17 protein-coding genes are annotated in these 17,769 nt (G+C 33.0%); 13 read left to right on the top strand and 4 right to left on the bottom strand.

Translation table 11 applies throughout. From position 1 onward, the window contains the following. Window positions 1–131: 131 nt before the first annotated feature. A complete protein-coding gene (locus QVZ41_RS02955) occupies window positions 132–959 on the bottom strand; it encodes a type IV pili methyl-accepting chemotaxis transducer N-terminal domain-containing protein (protein ID WP_302883055.1) in 828 nt (275 codons plus the stop codon). Window positions 960–1,337: 378 nt separating this feature from the next. On the opposite strand from QVZ41_RS02955, the gene QVZ41_RS02950 reads away from it, so the two are divergent. Beyond that, on the top strand, window positions 1,338–1,751 hold the full coding sequence (locus QVZ41_RS02950) for a BrxA/BrxB family bacilliredoxin (protein WP_302883054.1): 414 nt from the start codon (window positions 1,338–1,340) through the stop codon (window positions 1,749–1,751). A gap of 72 nt (window positions 1,752–1,823) precedes the next feature. Then, the gene (locus QVZ41_RS02945; protein ID WP_302883053.1) at window positions 1,824–3,284 is read left to right on the top strand and encodes a hypothetical protein; all 1,461 of its coding nucleotides are present in this window, start codon (window positions 1,824–1,826) and stop codon (window positions 3,282–3,284) included. On the opposite strand, the gene QVZ41_RS02940 is transcribed toward QVZ41_RS02945, so the two are convergent. The 3 genes from QVZ41_RS02940 to QVZ41_RS02930 are packed head-to-tail and all read right to left on the bottom strand — an operon-like array spanning window position 3,281 to window position 5,363. Next, window positions 3,281–3,970 carry an RluA family pseudouridine synthase gene (locus QVZ41_RS02940; RefSeq protein ID WP_302883052.1) on the bottom strand — a complete coding sequence of 230 codons (690 nt, stop codon included), beginning with the start codon at window positions 3,968–3,970 and terminating at the stop codon, window positions 3,281–3,283. The genes QVZ41_RS02945 and QVZ41_RS02940 overlap by 4 nt on opposite strands. Before the next feature lie 11 nt (window positions 3,971–3,981). Then, on the bottom strand, window positions 3,982–4,596 hold the full coding sequence (yihA, locus tag QVZ41_RS02935; RefSeq protein WP_302883051.1) for a ribosome biogenesis GTP-binding protein YihA/YsxC: 615 nt from the start codon (window positions 4,594–4,596) through the stop codon (window positions 3,982–3,984). Beyond that, window positions 4,596–5,363: an alpha/beta fold hydrolase gene (locus tag QVZ41_RS02930; RefSeq protein WP_302883050.1), complete on the bottom strand. Its 768-nt coding sequence runs from the start codon at window positions 5,361–5,363 to the stop codon at window positions 4,596–4,598. Before QVZ41_RS02930 ends, yihA begins: the two co-directional genes overlap by 1 nt. A 221-nt stretch (window positions 5,364–5,584) precedes the next feature. On the opposite strand from QVZ41_RS02930, the gene mraZ reads away from it, so the two are divergent. From mraZ to QVZ41_RS02875, 11 genes are all read left to right on the top strand, one after another. Beyond that, window positions 5,585–6,058 carry a division/cell wall cluster transcriptional repressor MraZ gene (mraZ, locus tag QVZ41_RS02925; protein WP_302883049.1) on the top strand — a complete coding sequence of 158 codons (474 nt, stop codon included), beginning with the start codon at window positions 5,585–5,587 and terminating at the stop codon, window positions 6,056–6,058. Beyond that, window positions 6,045–6,944, top strand: a complete 900-nt coding sequence (gene rsmH / locus QVZ41_RS02920; RefSeq protein ID WP_302883048.1) for a 16S rRNA (cytosine(1402)-N(4))-methyltransferase RsmH — start codon at window positions 6,045–6,047, stop codon at window positions 6,942–6,944. Before mraZ ends, rsmH begins: the two co-directional genes overlap by 14 nt. Continuing rightward, a complete protein-coding gene (locus QVZ41_RS02915) occupies window positions 6,944–7,270 on the top strand; it encodes an FtsL-like putative cell division protein (protein ID WP_302883047.1) in 327 nt (108 codons plus the stop codon). The genes rsmH and QVZ41_RS02915 overlap by 1 nt, the downstream gene beginning before the upstream one ends. A gap of 6 nt (window positions 7,271–7,276) precedes the next feature. After that, complete coding sequence (locus QVZ41_RS02910; protein ID WP_302883046.1) at window positions 7,277–9,268, top strand: penicillin-binding protein; 1,992 nt, start codon at window positions 7,277–7,279, stop codon at window positions 9,266–9,268. 1 nt (window position 9,269) lies between these two features. Beyond that, window positions 9,270–10,733, top strand: a complete 1,464-nt coding sequence (locus QVZ41_RS02905; protein ID WP_302883045.1) for a UDP-N-acetylmuramoyl-L-alanyl-D-glutamate--2,6-diaminopimelate ligase — start codon at window positions 9,270–9,272, stop codon at window positions 10,731–10,733. Next, window positions 10,733–11,947: a phospho-N-acetylmuramoyl-pentapeptide-transferase gene (gene mraY, locus QVZ41_RS02900; protein ID WP_302883044.1), complete on the top strand. Its 1,215-nt coding sequence runs from the start codon at window positions 10,733–10,735 to the stop codon at window positions 11,945–11,947. Before QVZ41_RS02905 ends, mraY begins: the two co-directional genes overlap by 1 nt. Before the next feature lie 86 nt (window positions 11,948–12,033). Beyond that, window positions 12,034–13,368 carry a UDP-N-acetylmuramoyl-L-alanine--D-glutamate ligase gene (murD, locus tag QVZ41_RS02895; RefSeq protein ID WP_302883043.1) on the top strand — a complete coding sequence of 445 codons (1,335 nt, stop codon included), beginning with the start codon at window positions 12,034–12,036 and terminating at the stop codon, window positions 13,366–13,368. 1 nt (window position 13,369) lies between these two features. Further along, window positions 13,370–14,590 carry an FtsW/RodA/SpoVE family cell cycle protein gene (locus QVZ41_RS02890; protein ID WP_302883042.1) on the top strand — a complete coding sequence of 407 codons (1,221 nt, stop codon included), beginning with the start codon at window positions 13,370–13,372 and terminating at the stop codon, window positions 14,588–14,590. A 2-nt stretch (window positions 14,591–14,592) separates the two neighbouring features. Continuing rightward, window positions 14,593–15,690 (top strand): undecaprenyldiphospho-muramoylpentapeptide beta-N-acetylglucosaminyltransferase, encoded by a 1,098-nt coding sequence (murG, locus tag QVZ41_RS02885; protein WP_302883041.1) that lies wholly within the window; start codon window positions 14,593–14,595, stop codon window positions 15,688–15,690. Next, a complete protein-coding gene (gene murC / locus QVZ41_RS02880; RefSeq protein ID WP_302883040.1) occupies window positions 15,681–17,039 on the top strand; it encodes a UDP-N-acetylmuramate--L-alanine ligase in 1,359 nt (452 codons plus the stop codon). The genes murG and murC overlap by 10 nt, the downstream gene beginning before the upstream one ends. A 6-nt stretch (window positions 17,040–17,045) precedes the next feature. Beyond that, window positions 17,046–17,762: a cell division protein FtsQ/DivIB gene (locus tag QVZ41_RS02875; RefSeq protein ID WP_302883039.1), complete on the top strand. Its 717-nt coding sequence runs from the start codon at window positions 17,046–17,048 to the stop codon at window positions 17,760–17,762. Window positions 17,763–17,769 lie beyond the last annotated feature (7 nt).

Raw genomic sequence — 17,769 nt, 5'->3', positions numbered from 1 at the left:
CAACAAAATATTTAAAGTTTTTATTGAAACAAGAATCTTGCCTTAATTGTATTCGGAAAAAATGTCAGTAAATAAAATATGCTCAACATATAAATAATATTGAGCACATAATAATATAGAAGGTTTATTTTTTATGATTTAGCTAGTTCTGTATACATTTTTGCAGTAACGTTTGCTTTGTATAAAATTCTGTTACACACTTTGTAGAGTTTAATAGGATTTATTTTTTTAGCTTCAAAATCTATTTTTTCGTCTTTGTAAATACCTTTTTTAAGCTTCATCCAGTCTATTCTGATGTCGTTAATTTCTTCTTCTATTTTTAAGGTATTAATGTCTAAAGCAGTTAGGTAATTAATGTTTTTGTCTAGAGTTTTAATGATTTTATCTATTTCTGAAGGAGAAATATTTTTTATATGATAATTATTGATAGCATAGTATAATGTTAATCGTTGAGTTAGGTATCTTAATTCACCGGCAATATTTGTTGCTTCTGGTATTTTTAACTCAAGGTTTTTGTTAGGAATGTTTATGTTGTTTAAAGGCTGTTGTTTTGCGTATTCTAATATTTCAATAACTAAATTGTCGCAAATTTTAAGAAAGATTGTATTTGTGTTAACAACTATTTGCATTGCTTTTTTTGAGTCGTCTAAAATGTATGTTTTATATACGTTAAATGTTTTTTCTTCTTCTTCTACTCTAGATTTTATAAGATCTGTAGGAGCAAAATCCTTTAATATTTTTAATCCATTTTGAAAGATAGAAATGGTATATTCTAGTTCTTTTTTAGCTTCTGTGCTGTTTACATCAGCTGCTAAATAAACTTTATCTTTTGCCATTCTTTGGCCTAACATTCTTTGTCTTCCAGCTATATTTATAGCGTCCGAAATAGAGATTTTTGCTTGGGAAAAAGATTTGTGAAATGATAGGAGAACGATTGTAATTAGAAATAGGTTTTTCATTTTAATAAAATTTGGGGTTAAACTTTCTTGAAACTGTCGTTTTTGTTTTTTTAACTTGAATTCGATTGTAAAATTAAATCTTAAGAGTCAGTTTTTGAGTGTTTTAGGTCGGTTTTTGGAGGTTTCGTTATAAAAACAAATTTCATCCTGTCATATGTTTGTTTTTATCATGACATATGGTTGTCTTTATAAAAATTGCTTGTTGAAGGGGAGGTTTTTTGAAGGAAAGCATTAAAGATTAAATAGATTTGAAATCAATTATTAGTTGTTAACTGATAATATGTCACTCTGTAAGGTTTTGGAATATTAATTGTCTAAATTTGCATATTGGTTCAAAGGATTTGAATTATTATTTATTGAATTTAAAAGTATATACATATGTATCCACAAGAATTAACGGCTCCAATGGAAGCACAATTAGTACAAGCAGGAGTAACAGCCTTAAAATCTCCAGCTGATGTAGAATCATTCATTGCAAAAGAAGGAACTGCTTTAGTAGTAGTAAATTCAGTTTGTGGTTGTGCTGCAGGAACGGCAAGACCAGGAGTAATTGCTTCTTTACAAAATGCAAAATTACCAACTAGCTTAGGGACTGTATTTGCAGGAGTTGATGGGCCAGCGGTTCAAAAAGCACGTGAATTTATGATTCCTTTTCCTCCATCATCACCAGCGGTTGCGTTGTTTAAAGATGGACAATTGGTGCACATGTTAGAGCGTCATCATATTGAAGGGCATTCTGCTGAAGCAATTGCAGCAAACTTGTCTGGAGCTTATGATGAGTACTGTTCGTAATAAGTTTACCATATAGAAGTTTAAAAAAAGCCTGATTTGATCAGGCTTTTTTATTTTTGTTGAAAAAAGAATATGAAAAAGATTATTAGTGTTGTGGTGCTGTTGTTTGGTATTGTGAGTTTTTCTCAGAGTATTAAGGTTGATGAAAGTTTAACGTTTTCAAATGTTGGATCCTATAAAGTAGATGGTACTTTTTTTAGTATACTAAATGTTAAAAATCATAAAACAAAGAAATACGAGTGTTTGATATACACGTTAAAAGATTCTGTTTCTTATTATATAGGAAAGTTTGATTCAGATGCTCCTCAAAATTTAGAGCTATATCATAGAGCAGAAAACAATTTGGTACTTGTTTTTTCAACAAAAGAAAGATTTTATAATAGTACTCCTGCCTATAACGATGAGCAAAAAGATTACACATTGTTTTCAATTAATTTAACTAGCAAAGAGGCTAATACAGAAAAATTATATCTGGCTACTCCAACTCTGAAATTTTCATCTAAAGATTATTCTTGTTTCGTTTATATTGATAAAGAAAAATTTGAGATAGTAACTATTAAAGATTATAAAAAGAAGGAGAAATCTGAGACAGTATTGCCAAATGAAATTGTAAAATCCTACGCAAAAACCAAATTTAAAGCATTAACAGTAGTTTCTGGTATTGGCTATTCTGAAAATATTGGGGCTCCGGGAGATAGGCTTTTTTATGATGAGGATAACATATATATGACTTATTTAAATCCAAAAATTCGTCATTCATTAATTCTTAAGTTTACCAGAAATGAGAATAAATTCATGTGGTCAGGTTATAATGAGCTGCCATTTGGATTTGATAAAAAAGTTAAAGGCTATAACTCCTTTTTAACGAGAGATAGGTTTTATTTTATAGCAGAAAATGAAAATCAAGTCTCTTTTAGCAATGTTGATTTAAAAAGTAATGTTATCAAAAATTATAATTTAAATGATTTGGCTAGAAAAGATACTATAGATAAAATAATGCTTACTAAAGTTATATTAGGAATAGGATCTAAAAACAAAGTACCATCACTAACCGTTTATAAACAAAAAGGTACTGATAATGAAATTGTAAGTGTTTCATGTATTTCTAGGGAAACATATTATAATGATTTATTTCAGATGCAATTTCACCAACAAATGATGATGCAGCAACAACAAATGATGCAGCAACAAATGCAAAACATTAAGGCTTCTATTCCAGGTGGTTTTAATGTTATTTCAATCCCGTATCCTTTTATTAATGATAAAACTGTTGATAAAAAAATATTAAAATTTGTGATTGATTCTAATCAACAAATCATGAAGTATAGAGGTGAAGAGTTTGAATTAAAAAAAATAGATTATGCTAAAGACGTTGATTTGTTAGAGAGTTATTTAGATAATAAAATAGATAAGTTTAAAATAAAATATATGTCATTCATAAGACTTAAGAATGAAGGTTTATATTATGCTTATTATGATAAACGCAAAGATGAAATTGTTTTTGGAATTTTAAAAATAGATGAATCTAATTAGCTTTCACAAGCTTGCCAAATAGCATCATTAGGAACTGGAGCTGTTAAAGTGATTGGTTCTTTTTTTACAGGATGGATAAATGTTATTTTACGAGCGTGTAAATGAATACTTCCATCTTTATTACTTCTTTTTGCACCGTATTTTAAATCTCCTTTAATAGTACAGCCTAAAGTAGAAAGTTGTACCCTAATTTGGTGATGTCTCCCTGTTTCAAGTTCAATTTCTAACAACTGAAAATTATCTAATATTTTAATCACTTCATAATGAAGTATCGCATGCTTTGCTCCTTGAGTGGTTGGTAAGCAAACGTTAGATTTGTTGTTTTTTGGATTTTTAACTAGGTGATGAGATAGGGTTTGTTTTTTTGGAATATCTTGTTTGTTCACAACAGCCCAATAAGTTTTGTGAATTTTTTGGTCTCTTAAAGCTTTGTTTAATCGTTCTAAAGCTTTTGATGTTTTAGCAAAAATAACGATTCCAGAAGTAGGCCTGTCTAGTCTGTGTACAACTCCTAAATAAACATTCCCAGGTTTGTTTTCGTTGTGTTTAATATATTCTTTAACAACATCGCTTAAGGGTTTATCTCCAGTTTTATCTCCTTGAGTTATGTCTCCAGAACGTTTGTTAACCACAATGATGTGATTGTCTTCAAAAAGGATTTGTAAGTTGTTTTTGGTAGAATGCATTGCAAACTTTTTTACAAATTACCAGTGTTAAAGTCTTTATTGATGGTCTCAATAAAGTTCAAAATATCGTCTCTACCATTTTTATTTGCAGATGATGAGGTGAAATAAGTAGGAAAATATTCAAATTTTTCTTTCAACATCTCAGCTTCGTACTTGGCAATGTTCTGAGTAATGGCTCTAGGTTTTAGTTTGTCCGTTTTTGTAAAAATAATAGCAAAAGGTATTTCGTTTTCTGCTAAGAATTCCATGAACTCAACATCTATTTTTTGTGGCGTATGACGAGAGTCTACCAACACAAAAGTACAAACCAGTGCTTTACGTTGTTTAAAATAATCGGTAATAAAACTTTGGAATTCCTTTTTAGTGCTTTTAGATACTTTAGCATATCCATAACCAGGTAAATCTACCAAAAACCAATTTTTGTTGATTTTAAAGTGATTGATTAGTTGCGTTTTACCAGGAGTTCCCGATGTTTTTGCAAGTTTGTTTCTTCCGGTAATCATATTGATTAATGAAGACTTTCCAACATTAGACCTACCAATAAAAGCGTATTCAGGTAGGTTTTCAGAAGGGCATTTTGATACCTCTGAATTACTTACGATGAATTCTGCAGATTTAATCTGCATTACTTTATGTTGTTTTTTTCAAACCAAGCAGCAACTATTTCGTTAAATTGATCTGGGTGTTCCATCATTGGAGCATGTCCACATTTATCAACCCAAAACAATTCAGAGTTTGGTAGTAATTTATTAAATTCTTCGGCTACTTCTGGCGGGGTTACATCATCTTGTTTACCCCAAACCAAACAAGTAGGGATTTTCATATGAGGTAAATCATTTGCCATATTGTGTCTAATAGCACTTTTAGCCATTGCTAAAATTCTAATGGCACAATTTCTATCATTTACAGTTTCAAACAAATCATCTACCATTTTTTTAGTAGCAGTTTTAGGATCGTAAAAAACAGCTTCGGCTTTTGTTTTTATGTATTGATAATCACCACGTTTTGGGTAAGTGTCACCCATCGCTTTTTCATATAAGCCAGAGCTTCCTGTTAATACCATTGAGTCAACAAGTTCGGGAAATGCTTTGGTAATGTATAAAGAAACATGCCCACCAGCTGAGTTGCCTAAAAGAGTAGCTTGTGGAATGTTTTTGTATTCCATAAATTTTTTAACAAACTTAGCTAAATTCTTAATGTTTGTTTTAATTATAGGTAGGGTATAAATAGGTAATTCGGGTACTAAAACCTTGTATCCATTCTTAGAAAAGTGCTTTACAACCCCAGCAAAATCATCAAGTGTCCCCATTAAGCCATGTAAAACAATAATCGTTTTACCTTCTCCAGCTTCAATGTATTTAAACTCTCCTTCCGTTTTAACGTTATATTCCATGCTTATTATCTAGGCTTAGGTTTAGCTGCAAATGTAAACTTTTTTTGATAAAAAACCACGTATTCATAAATATAGCCTATAGCTTGAAAGCTAACTTCTTAACTGATTGATATTTAAAATATAAGCAATCTATGGTGTTGTGGTAAAACTTATCAACAATGTGGTAGAAAGTGGTAGAAAGTGGTGAAATATTTTATATTTTTGAAAAGTAAACTAAAAAAGTGGATTCATTAATAGGAACATACGAATGTAAAACAGACACCAAAGGACGTGTAATGCTTTCGGCTGGATTAAAAAAACAGTTAGAAGGTGTTGTGCATGAGGGGTTTGTGTTAAAACGTTCTGTGTTTCAGCCTTGCTTAGAATTGTACCCAATGGCAGAGTGGAACAAGGTAATGGGGCAAGTGGGAAAGCTGAATCGCTTTGTAAAAAAGAACAATGATTTCATAAGATTGTTTACTGCTGGCGTTAAAAACATAGAATTAGATGCTTCTGGAAGATTATTGTTGCCAAAAGATTTATTGGCATATTCCAAAATATCAAAAGAAGTAGTGTTGTCATCAGCGGTGTCAATTATAGAAATATGGGATAAAGAATTGTATGAAAAAGCAATTGATGGTGCAATGGATGATTTTGCTGAATTGGCAGAACAAGTAATGGGAGGTTTAAATACAGAAGAAGATGAGTTATCATAATCCAGTGTTGTTAAAAGAAAGTGTAGATGCATTAAATATAAAACCAAACGGTATTTATGTAGATGTAACCTTTGGGGGCGGTGGTCATTCAAAAGAAATTTTATCAAGATTGGGAGAGGGTGGTAAATTGTTTGCTTTTGATCAAGATCCTGATGCGCACGAAAACGCTTTAGACGATGAGCGTTTTACCTTGATTCCACAAAACTTTAGATACATAGAAAGGTTTTTAAGGTTTTATGGAGCAAAAAAAGTAGATGGAGTTTTAGGTGATTTTGGTGTTTCGTCTCATCAATTTGATCAAGCAGAAAGAGGGTTTTCTACTCGTTTTGATGCGCAGTTAGATATGCGTATGGATCAAAAAGCAGAAGTAAGTGCTGCACATATCATTAATTATTATACTCAAGAGGATATTGCGAATATTTTGTTTCAGTACGGGGAGTTAAGAAATGGTAGAGCGATGGCTAAAGTAATTGTAGCGGCTCGTGAAGAAAATAAAATAGAAACTAGTTTTCAATTAAAACAAGTGTTATCTCAGTTTTTGCCAAAAGCAAAAGAGCATAAAATATTAGCACAAATTTTTCAGGCGTTAAGAATTGAGGTAAATCAGGAATTAGAAGTGTTAAAAGAATTCTTAACTCAGATTCCAAACATTTTAAATGAAGAGGGAAGGTTGAGTGTGATTTCTTATCATTCTTTAGAAGATAGATTGGTAAAAAGATTCATTCAGAAAGGAATGTTTGAAGGGGAACCTGAAAAAGACTTTTATGGAAACTTTAGTGTTCCATTGCAAAAAGTTGGAGGATTGATATTGCCAAGCAAAGAGGAAATCAAAATAAACAATAGAGCGAGAAGTGCCAAGTTGAGAATTGCAAAATTAAAAAGCTAATGGTAGGAGTTGGTGAATTTATTTCTGGTGTTTTAAAAGGAGACTTCTTAATAAAGAGTGATTCTGTTAAAAACTGGAAAGTCATCTTTGTGGTTTTAGGAATGTCAATTATCATGATTACTTGCGCACACCAAACCGATGAAAAAAATATAAAGATATCAGTTCTTAATAAAGAAATAAGAGCGCTAAAAGCGGAGTATATAGATAGCGCAACCAAAGTGGTTCATTTAAAATTAGAATCCACGGTTAAAGATCAAGTAGCACAAGAAGGGTTAAAATCATCTGTAGAACCCCCAATAAAAATAGTAGTTAAAAAACCAAAATAGAAAAAATTGAGCACCACAGAAAAAAGCATCGTAGACAAATTAGGTTGGTTAGTGTTAGTGCTAGCTGTGCTTTTTGTTGTTTTAATTGTGCGTGTGGGTTTTATACAATCTGTTGAAGGAGAGTATTATAGGAGGATATCTGTTCAAAGAACTATTAAAACAGATACCATTTTTGCTAATAGAGGGAACATATATGCAACAGGCGGAAACCTTTTAGCTACCACGATGTCTAAATACACGGTTAGGCTAGATATGGTAACTATTGATAATAATGTTTTTGAAGAAAATATCAATGCTTTGTCAGATTCTCTATCGGTCTTGTTTAAAAAGCCATCTTCTTATTACAGAAATTATTTAAGATCAGGAAAAAGACGTAGAAATAGGTATTTATTTCTTGCAAAAGATTTAGGTTACATAGACTATGCTAGATTAAAAACTTTTCCAATTTTAAAATTAGGACAATACAGAGGTGGTTTAATTACAGAACAAAGAAATGTTAGGGCAAGACCTTTAGGTGATTTAGCTGTGAGAACTGTTGGGTATTCTGATTATAGAGGTAATGTTGGAGTAGAAGGAGCTTATATTAATTATTTAAAAGAGCACCACGGTTGGAGAAAGAAGCAAAGAATAGCTAAAGGTCAATGGAAACCTATTAACGATAAAAATGAAAAAGAACCTCAAGACGGGAGTGATGTGATTACTACCATTGACGTAAATATTCAAGATGTAGTGCATGCGGCTTTGTTAGAGCAGTTAGAAACTTTTGAAGCAGATCATGGTTGTGCTATGGTGATGGAAACCCAAACGGGAGAAGTTAGAGCTATTGTAAATTTGGGAAAATCTGCAAAGGGTAATTATTTTGAAAAAAGAAATTATGCCATTTATGAAGCACAAGAGCCAGGGTCAACTTTTAAACTAGCAAGTTTATTGGTAGGCTTAGAAGATAAAAAAGTAGATACTGGAGATATTGTTGATACAGAGAAAGGGGTGATGAAAGTTTACGGAAGAAGTATTATAGATTCTCATAGAGGTGGATATGGAAAAATATCTTTGGCCAGAGCAATTGAGGTTTCTTCTAATGTTGGAATTGCCAAAATGGTGATGAAGGCTTACAGTAACAATCCGCAACAATTTGTTGATGGAATTAACAAACTTGGGTTTGGAGAAAAAATAGGAGTGCCTATTAAAGGAGAAGGACAACCTTTTATTCCAGATCCAAAATATGTAAAAAGAGGAGACCCAAATAGTTGGAACGGTTTGTCTTTAGCTTGGATGGCATGGGGATATGGAGTAAAAGTAACACCATTACAATTGTTAACTTTTTACAACGCCATTGCCAATGATGGAGTCATGGTAAAACCGAGATTCATCAAAGAATTACGCCATCAAGGAGAGGTAGAGAAAGTGTTTGAATCGGAAGTTTTAAATCCTAAAATTGCATCCAAAGAAACCATCGAAGAGCTTCAAGCAATTCTTAAAAATGTGGTGATTCGTGGAACTGCTGAACAGTTATATTCTCCTAGTTTTTCTATGGCAGGTAAAACAGGTACTTGTCAAACAGAATATTGGACAGGGAACACACAGTACGTGTCTTCTTTTACTGGATTTTTTCCAGCAGAAAATCCAAAATATACTTGTGTGGTTGTGGTAAACAAACCCAACAAGCACAAAGGATATTATGGAGCAACCGTTGCAGCTCCTGTTTTTAAAGCGATTGCTCAAAAAATATATACCAGTTCTTTAAAAGAAAAAAAGGTAATGTTGGATTTACCAACATTGACATCTTTAGAAACAGATTATCAAGAATATCAAAAAGAAAATTTAGAGACCAAAACCATCATGCCAGATGTTAGAGGCATGGCTTTAATGGATGCGGTTTCTGTTTTAGAGAATAAAGGATTGTTGGTAGATGTTCAAGGAGGATTGGAATATGTAAAAAGACAATCCATTACTAAAGGAGTAGATATCAAAAGAGGTCAACAAGTAGTATTATATTAATATGGAATTAAAAGATTTATTTAAAAAAGTAGCGACTCTAAATCAAATCAACTTTAACGAAAAGGTTGAGGCGAATGCTATTGCTTTTGATTCTAGAAAAGTTATCAAAGGAACTTTGTTTGTGGCTCAAAAAGGAGTGCATGTTGATGGACATCAATACATTTCAAAGGCCATTGATTTAGGAGCAAACGTAATTGTTTGTGAAGAAATTCCTCCAGCAATTGTTGATGAAGTGGTTTATGTACAGGTTGAAAACGCTAATGAAGCTTTAGCAATGTTGGCGGCTAATTTTTACGATCATCCTTCAGAAAAACTAAAGTTGGTTGGTGTTACAGGAACCAATGGAAAAACTACTGTTGCGAGTTTGTTGTATCAGTTATTTCACTTGTTAGGGTATAAAACAGGCTTGTTATCTACCGTAAAAGTTGTGGTAGATCAACAAGAATTTACAGCCACACACACCACACCAGATTCTTTAGCTATTAATATGTATATGGCAGAAATGGTAAAAGTTGGCGTTGATTATTGTTTTATGGAAGTGAGCTCTCATGGAATTCATCAAGAAAGAACTTTTGGATTGGATTTTAATGGTGGAGTATTTACCAATATTACGCATGATCATTTAGACTATCACAAAACTTTTAGTGAGTATAGAGATGTTAAAAAATCGTTTTTTGACCATTTATCTCAATCAGCTTTTGCATTAACCAATACCGATGATAAAAACGGAATGGTGATGTTGCAAAATACCAAAGCCACCAAAAAGACCTATTCTCAAAAAACATTGGCCGATTATAAGGTGAGGATTTTAGAAAAGAGTTTTTCTGGTATGTTATTACAAATCAATCAACATGAAGTTTGGGTGCAATTGGTGGGAGGATTTAATGCTTCAAATTTAGGGGCTATTTACGGAGTGGCTTGTGAATTAGGAGTTGATGAAATGGAATTGTTAACTGCTTTGAGTCAGTTAAAAAGTGTAGATGGTCGTTTTCAGTATCAAGTTTCTAAAACGGGAATTGTAAGCGTGGTAGATTATGCACACACACCAGATGCCTTAAAAAACATATTAAGCACCATTAAAGAAATGGTGAATTCTTCTGTAAATATTATTACAGTGGTGGGTTGTGGAGGTGATAGAGATAAAACCAAAAGACCTAAAATGGCTGCGATTTCGGCAGAGTTAAGCACACAGGTCATTTTAACTTCTGACAATCCAAGAACTGAAGATCCGGCTTTGATTTTAGAAGATATGGAAGCAGGGATTACAGCTGAAAAAGCACATAAAGTATTAACGATTTCCGATAGAAAACAGGCGATTAAGACAGCTTGTAAATTGGCTAAAAAAGATGATGTGGTTTTGGTGGCTGGTAAAGGGCACGAGACCTATCAAGAAGTAAATGGGAAAAGAACTCATTTTGATGATAAAGAGATATTAATAGAAACTTTTGAAACACTGAATAAATAATGTTGTACTACTTATTTGAGTATTTAGAAAAAGAATATCAACTGATTGGAGCTAGTTTGTTTCAGTTTATTACGTTCCGTTCGGCTTTGGCATTTATGGTTTCATTGTTATTGTCTACCATTTACGGAAAAAGATTGATAGATTATTTACGTAAACAACAAATTGGAGAAACGGTAAGGGATTTAGGGTTGGATGGTCAAGTGCAAAAAGCAGGAACACCAACCATGGGAGGACTGATTATTATTTTAGCCACTTTAATTCCAGTATTCTTATTTGCAAGATTAGATAATATTTATGTAATCATCTTAATCATCACCACTTTGTGGATGGGTGCCATTGGGTTTTTAGATGATTATATCAAAGTATTTAAAAAAGATAAAGAAGGATTAAAAGGGAAGTTTAAAGTTTTAGGTCAAGTTGGTTTAGGATTGTTTGTTGGAGCGATGTTCTATTTTCATCCTGCCGTGACCATGAAAAAAGAATTGCCTTTTTCTCAAAAAATAGCCAATACACATTTGTTTGGAGAGGAAATCAAATCAGTAAAAACTACCATTCCATTCTTAAAAAATAATGAGTTTGATTATGCTTCTGTCATCAGTTGGATGGGAGAAAATGCTGCTGATTACGCTTGGCTTATTTTTATTCCTGTAGTGATATTTATTGTAACGGGAGTTTCTAACGGAGCTAATTTAACTGATGGTATTGATGGTTTGGCAGCAGGAACTTCTACCATTATTGTAGCGGTTTTAGGAGTTTTTGCTTGGGTGTCAGGGAACATTGTTTTCTCAGATTATCTAAACGTGATGTATATTCCAAACTCAGGGGAAATGACCATTTATATAAGTGCTTTTGCCGGTGGTTTGATTGGTTTTTTATGGTATAACACATTTCCTGCACAAGTGTTTATGGGAGATACAGGAAGTTTAACCATTGGAGGAATCATTGCAGTAATTGCCATTGCAGTTCGTAAAGAATTGTTGATTCCAGTGTTGGCGGGAATTTTCTTGGTAGAGAACCTGTCTGTTATTATCCAAGTTTTTTGGTTCAAGTACACAAGAATAAAGTTTGGCGAAGGAAAACGTGTTTTTTTAATGGCTCCATTACATCACCATTATCAAAAGAAAGGATATCACGAAAGTAAAATTGTAGCAAGGTTTTTAATCGTAGGTATTTTATTAGCAGTGTTGTCTATTGTGACTCTAAAGATGAGATAAAAAAGTATCAAGTATGTAGTAGTTAGTATCAAGACAATATGTTAAAATACCAACGACTAGATACCCGATACCAGATACTAAAAAATATGAAAAGAATTGTTGTTTTAGGAGCAGGTGAAAGCGGAGTAGGAGCAGCCATTTTAGCAAAAAAGCTAGGAATGGATGTTTTTGTGTCTGATAAATCTGCGATTAAAGAAAAATATTTACAACAATTAAAAGAAGAGAATATAGAATTTGAATCTGGAAAGCATACAGATACATTGATTTTAAATGCTGATTTGGTCATAAAAAGTCCAGGAATTCCAGATCATATTCCATTTATAAAAAATATAGTAAAGCATGGAATTTCTGTGATTTCTGAAATAGAATTTGCAGCCAATCACAGTCCAGCAAAAATTATTGGAATTACAGGTTCTAACGGTAAAACCACTACCACAATGTTAACACATCATTTATTAAAAGAATGTGGATTTAATGTTGGAATTGCTGGTAATATAGGAGAAAGTTATGCAGCGCAAGTTGCAAATCATGATTTTGAGAACTACGTTTTAGAGTTGAGTAGTTTTCAGTTGGATGGTATTGAAATGTTTGCACCACATATTGCAATCATCACCAATATTACACCAGATCATTTAGATAGATATGATTACGATTTTGATAAATACATCGCTTCAAAATTTCGTATCACAAAAAATCAGAAAGCATCAGATTATTTGATATATGATGCAGATGATGCCACCGTTGTAGAGGGCGTAAAAAAATACAACCCAAAGGCTCAATTAGTACCTTTTTCAATTGAAAAAAAGTTGGAATACGGTGCCTATGTTGACCAAAAAGAGATAGTGATTAACATTAACAAAGAAGAAATTAGAATGAGCATTTCAAAATTATCGTTACAAGGTAAACACAATACCAAGAATGCCATGGCTGCATCATTAGCGGCACAATTGCTTAAAGCAAGAAAACAAACTATTTTAGAGTCCTTAGAAAACTTTGAAGGAGCAGAACACAGATTAGAACATGTGTTAAAAGTAAATGGAGTAGAATATATTAACGATTCTAAAGCAACCAATGTAAATGCAACTTTTTACGCCTTGGAATGTATGACTCACCAAACGGTTTGGATTGTTGGAGGAGTTGATAAAGGGAATGATTATTCAGAATTATATCCTTTGGTTAGAGAAAAAGTAAAAGCAATTATTTGTTTAGGATTAGACAATGCCAAAATTAAAAATGCTTTTGAGGGAATTGTAAATTTTATCGAAGAAACTACAAGTGCTGATGAAGCCGTTAAGATTGCTTATAAGTTGGCAGATAAAGGAGAAACTGTTTTATTATCTCCAGCTTGTGCAAGTTTTGATTTGTTTGAAAATTACGAGGATAGAGGAAGAAAATTTAAAGATGCAGTAAGAAATTTATAACATGAGTTCACTGTTACAAAATATCAAATCATACATAAAAGGTGACCTATTTATTTGGGCACTGGTCGCGTTATTGGCATTGTTTTCTTTTATGCCAGTATACAGCGCTAGTACCAATTTGGTATATGTGGCAGGGAATGGAACTACTATTGGGATTTTAATCAAACATGCAGTGTTGCTTTTAATGGGTTTTACCATCATGTTTTTTATCCATAGAACACCTTACCGATATTTCAGTGGAGTTTCGGTGGTTATGATTCCAATTGTAATTGTATTGTTAATTGTTACGCTAGCTCAAGGAACTACTATTGGTGGAGCCAATGCAGCTCGTTGGATTCGTATCCCAATTATTGGAGTAGGGTTTCAAACGTCTACTTTGGCGGGATTGGTGATTATGGTATATACCGCTAGATATTTGGCAAAACGAAAAGATAGCATCATAGATTTTAAAGAAAGTTTATTAAGGTTGTGGGCTCCAATTGCTTTGATTTTAATGTTTATTCTACCAGCCAATTTTTCTACCACAGCCATTGTTTTTATGATGGTGTTGATGTTGTGTTTTGTAGGAGGATATCCGATAAAATATTTAGCGGGAATTATTGGAGCGGGAATCGTAATCTTGTTATTGTTTGTGCTAACCGCAAAAGCTTTTCCAGGATTAATGCCTAACCGTGTTGATACTTGGATGAGTAGAATAGAATCTTTTTCTGATGACGATTCTAAGGAAGGTTATCAAGTAGAAAATGCAAAAATTGCCATTGCTACAGGAGGATTAACAGGAAAAGGCCCAGGGAAAAGCGTACAGAAAAACTTTTTGCCACAATCTTCTTCGGATTTTATTTTTGCCATTATTGTGGAGGAATATGGATTATTCGGAGCAGGATTGGTGCTGTTGGTTTATTTTGTGTTGACTTTTAGATTGTATGTAGCAGCTAAAAAAGCGGGAACCATATTTGGAAAATTATTGGTGGTTGGTGTAGGTTTTCCTATCGTTTTTCAGGCTGTGATTAATATGATGGTGGCAACAAATTTAGGGCCTGTTACAGGACAAACTTTACCGTTAATAAGTAGTGGTGGAACGTCTATCTGGATGACTTGTTTGGCAATTGGAATGGTGTTGAGTGTAACGGCAAGTGCAAATGTTACTGAAGAGCAATTGGCCACAGAGAGTGAAGATCCGTTAGAAAAATTATATCACACAGAAGAAATTGAGGAGGCATAATTATGAGCAAAACTAAAAAAATATTGATTAGCGGAGGAGGTACAGGAGGACATATTTATCCTGCGATTGCCATTGCTAACGAATTAAAACTTCGTTATGCCGATGCTGAGTTTTTATTTGTAGGAGCTCAGGATAAAATGGAAATGGAAAAAGTGCCTCATGCAGGTTATCCAATTAAAGGATTGTGGATTGCTGGTTTACAGCGCAGTTTAACCTTTAAAAACATGCTATTTCCTATAAAGTTAATCAGTAGTATCTGGAAATCTAAAAAAATTGTTCGTCAGTTTAAACCAGACGTGGTGATAGGAACAGGAGGTTTTGCTAGTGGACCTGTATTGCATGTGGCTAGCAAAAAAGGAATTCCGTGCTTAATTCAGGAACAAAATTCTCATGCGGGAATTACCAATAAAATATTATCAAAAAAAGTAAATAAGGTTTGTGTGGCTTATGAAAATATGCAACGTTATTTTCCAAATGATAAAATTGTATTTACTGGAAATCCTGTAAGGCAAGATTTGTTAAATGTGAGTTCAAAAAGAGTTGAAGCACAAGCTTTTTTTAAGTTAGATCCTAATAAAAAAACATTGTTGGTTTTAGGAGGAAGTTTAGGGGCTAGAGCCATCAATCAAATGATTGAAAATAGCGTAAAAGGTTTACTTGCTCAACAAATACAAATCGTTTGGCAAACAGGTAAGTTTTATATTAAGGAGTATAAAAAGTTTGATGATTTAGAAGGCGTGCAAACACATGCTTATTTATCAAAAATGGATTTGGCTTATGCTGCTGCTGATATTATTGTGTCGAGAGCAGGAGCTAGTTCGGTGTCAGAATTATGCATAGTAGGAAAACCGGTGATATTTATGCCATCACCTAATGTAGCAGAAGACCATCAAACAAAAAACGCAATGGCCATTGTGAATAAAAATGCAGCCATTATGTTAAAAGAAACAGAGAAAGAATATTTGATGACCAAAGTACAGTATTTGTTGCAAAATGAAGACAATGTAAATCAGATGTGTGATAACATGAAAGCTTTGGCAAGACCCGAGGCAACTAAGAGAATTGTTGAAGAAATAGAAAAAATAGCCAAGTGGAATTAAACAACATACATAACATCTACTTTGTAGGAATTGGTGGTATTGGAATGAGTGCCATTGCTAGCTATTTTGTGTCGAATGGGAAATTGGTGTCGGGTTATGACAAAACACCATCGGTGGTGACCAAAGCATTGAATGAGCAAGGAATTAAGATCTCTTTTGTAGATGAAGTTGCTACGATTGAGGAATCATTTTTAAATCCAGCAGAAACATTGGTGGTTTATACCCCAGCGATTCCTAAGGATGGTAAAATATTAAACTATTTTCAGCAAAACGGATTTAAGGTCTTAAAAAGATCAGCACTTTTAGGCTTGATTACCAAAAATAGTATTTGTTATGCGGTAGCGGGAACTCATGGTAAAACCACTACATCGTCTATTTTAGGACATATTATGCATGTTTGTGGTACAGGAGCAACATCGTTTTTAGGAGGGATTACAGAAAACTACAATTCTAATTTAATATTAGGAGAAGACAAAATATCAGTAGTAGAGGCAGACGAGTTTGATCGTTCGTTTTTACAACTATCTCCAAACGTGGCTTGCATTACCAATATGGATGCAGATCATTTGGATATTTACGGAGAGAAAGAAGCTTTAGAAACTTCGTTTAGAGAGTTTGCTAACAAAGTGTCGGATACTTTAATTGTAAAAAAAGGATTGCCAGTTGATGGTTTGACTTACGGAGTAGAAGAGTCAGCAGATTATATTGCTCAGGATGTAAAAATTGAGAATGGTTCTTTTGTGTTTGATGTAAAAACACCGAACGGATTTGTAAAAGACGTGGTTTTTCATTTACCAGGAAGACATAATGTGTCTAATGCTTTGGTGTCTATAGCGATGGCTGAAAAACATGGGTTGGATTTAGAAGAGATCAAAAAAGCGTTGAGTTCTTATAGAGGAGTAAAAAGAAGATTTTCTTATAAAATTAAGCAAGAGGATTTTGTGCTGATTGATGATTATGCACATCATCCTACTGAAATTGAGGCAGTTGAAAATGCGGTAAGAGAAATGTATCCTGGTCAAAAAATATTAGCGGTTTTTCAACCACATTTATTTAGTAGAACTAGGGATTTTATTGATGATTTTGCCAAAAGTTTATCGAAATTTGACGAAGTAATTTTGTTAGATATTTACCCTGCTAGAGAGTTGCCAATAGAAGGAGTCACTTCTGCTTGGTTGTTGGGTAAAATAGAGAATCAAAACAAATCATTGCAAACAAAAGAAAACGCAATTGTTAGTATTAAAAACACAGATGCTACTGTTGTGGTGATGATTGGAGCAGGAGATATTGGTGTATTGGTAGAAGAAGTAACAACGGTGTTAAAACAAGAAATAAAAAGCAACGAATAACAACAGATGAAAAAGTACTTTGTATACATAAAGACTGTTTTATTCCTAATATTTATAGGATTGATTTTGGGCTTTACGTCCAAAAGAAATGCCATGCGAAAAATTGAAAATATTGACATTGTTTTTGCCAATGAAGATAATTTGTTTTTAACACACCAAATGGTTGATAACTTGTTAATACAAAATAAGAAGAGAGTACGAAACCAAGCAAAATCCTTGATAAATTTACAAGAGTTGGAACAGATTGTGCAATCACACCCCATGGTGGAAACCGCTCAGGTATCTGTAGGAGTAGTTGGTGATTTGAAAGTGAGTGTAATACAACGTAAACCACTTGCCAGAGAGTACAGTCAAAATGGTGTTTTTTATATAGATTCAAAGGGGTTAAAAATGCCTTTGTCTAAGAGTTATTCGGCTAGAGTTCCAATAATCAACAACAAAAACGGCTTCATAAAGTCAGAAGAAGTATTTCCATTAATTCAAAAAATTCATCAAGATGAGTTTTTAACAAAGTTAGTGGTTACCATAAAAAAGGATAGTGAAGGATATTGGTTGCAAACAAGATTCAACCATCAACAAGTATTGTTAGGAGAGTTAAATAATACTTCTGATAAATTAAAGAAATTAAAAGTGTTTTACAACTATATGGAAAACGATAGTTTGTCTGCCACTTTCAAAAAAATAGATTTACAGTACAACAATCAAGTTGTGTGCTCAAAATAAGGTAAGG

This window comes from Wenyingzhuangia gilva (assembly GCF_030519655.1).
GTDB classification, from domain to species: Bacteria; Bacteroidota; Bacteroidia; order Flavobacteriales; family Flavobacteriaceae; genus Wenyingzhuangia; species Wenyingzhuangia gilva.
The sequence above is the reverse complement of the archived record's forward strand: the minus strand, read 5'-3'. Positions and strand labels throughout refer to the sequence as shown.

Coding starts and splice junctions, on each gene's coding strand:
- QVZ41_RS02905 (WP_302883045.1), top strand. CDS start 9,270: ATGGAATTAAAAGATTTATTTAAAAAAGTAGCGACTCTAAATCAAATC.
- rsmH (WP_302883048.1), top strand. CDS start 6,045: ATGAGTTATCATAATCCAGTGTTGTTAAAAGAAAGTGTAGATGCATTA.
- QVZ41_RS02890 (WP_302883042.1), top strand. CDS start 13,370: ATGAGTTCACTGTTACAAAATATCAAATCATACATAAAAGGTGACCTA.
- QVZ41_RS02940 (WP_302883052.1), bottom strand. CDS start 3,970: ATGCATTCTACCAAAAACAACTTACAAATCCTTTTTGAAGACAATCAC.
- QVZ41_RS02955 (WP_302883055.1), bottom strand. CDS start 959: ATGAAAAACCTATTTCTAATTACAATCGTTCTCCTATCATTTCACAAA.
- QVZ41_RS02915 (WP_302883047.1), top strand. CDS start 6,944: ATGGTAGGAGTTGGTGAATTTATTTCTGGTGTTTTAAAAGGAGACTTC.
- murG (WP_302883041.1), top strand. CDS start 14,593: ATGAGCAAAACTAAAAAAATATTGATTAGCGGAGGAGGTACAGGAGGA.
- murD (WP_302883043.1), top strand. CDS start 12,034: ATGAAAAGAATTGTTGTTTTAGGAGCAGGTGAAAGCGGAGTAGGAGCA.
- QVZ41_RS02950 (WP_302883054.1), top strand. CDS start 1,338: ATGTATCCACAAGAATTAACGGCTCCAATGGAAGCACAATTAGTACAA.
- mraY (WP_302883044.1), top strand. CDS start 10,733: ATGTTGTACTACTTATTTGAGTATTTAGAAAAAGAATATCAACTGATT.
- QVZ41_RS02945 (WP_302883053.1), top strand. CDS start 1,824: ATGAAAAAGATTATTAGTGTTGTGGTGCTGTTGTTTGGTATTGTGAGT.
- QVZ41_RS02875 (WP_302883039.1), top strand. CDS start 17,046: ATGAAAAAGTACTTTGTATACATAAAGACTGTTTTATTCCTAATATTT.
- yihA (WP_302883051.1), bottom strand. CDS start 4,596: ATGCAGATTAAATCTGCAGAATTCATCGTAAGTAATTCAGAGGTATCA.
- QVZ41_RS02930 (WP_302883050.1), bottom strand. CDS start 5,363: ATGGAATATAACGTTAAAACGGAAGGAGAGTTTAAATACATTGAAGCT.